General features: G+C 64.5%; 1 protein-coding gene. It reads right to left on the bottom strand.

From position 1 onward, the window contains the following. Positions 1-68 precede the first annotated feature (68 nt). The coding region (locus tag ACS8Y6_RS18390; protein WP_440856245.1) for a transposase at positions 69-662 on the bottom strand (594 nt) is incomplete at its 5' end.

A 662-nucleotide genomic window follows, 5' to 3' on the forward strand; every position in this document is an offset into this window, starting at 1 on the left:
AAGGCATCTGACCCGGTCCGCTCGGAATCGAGTCAATGAAGGTCAAATGACGGGCGTGTTGGCCCGGCTCAGGCCAGCTTTCGCTGCGGCGGCGGTAAATTGACGCGATACAGGATCTCGGTCACCCGGGCCAGCAGACCGGCCACCGGGCAGCCGGTCGACAGGTGCAGCTTGATCCGGTCTTTACAGCGCACCACTCGCACCGCGATCTTGAACAGCTTTACGATCACCGTACGTGGCTGCGCGGCGGCGAGTTCGGTGTGCGTCAGCACCTCGATTCGCAGTGTGTGGTGGAGCACGTAGGCGGCTGCCGCATAGAACAGCCGCAGATGGTTCGCGAGGAAGCCCGAGTCCGACGTGCGGTCGGCGGCCAGATCGTTTTTCATCGCCTTGATGGTGTTTTCGTCCTGGCCGCGCGCGGTATAGAGCGTGGCATACAGCATCTCGGGGTCCGGCTCGGTCAGCGAGGTCACGACATAGCGGGGATTGGTGCCCAGTGCCATCACCTCGGCCTTGACGATGACGCGCGGGGTGACGGGCCAGGAGCCGGCGGCATAGCTCAGTTCCTCATAGGTTCGGGTCGCATCGGGCCCGGCGATACCCAGTCGCTCGGCTTCGCGGCAACGACGCGCGTGCTGGCGTTGTGTGCGCTCCAGGATCGG

It is taken from the genome of Salinisphaera sp. RV14 (genome assembly GCF_052044135.1).
Taxonomy (GTDB): Bacteria; Pseudomonadota; Gammaproteobacteria; order Nevskiales; family Salinisphaeraceae; genus Salinisphaera.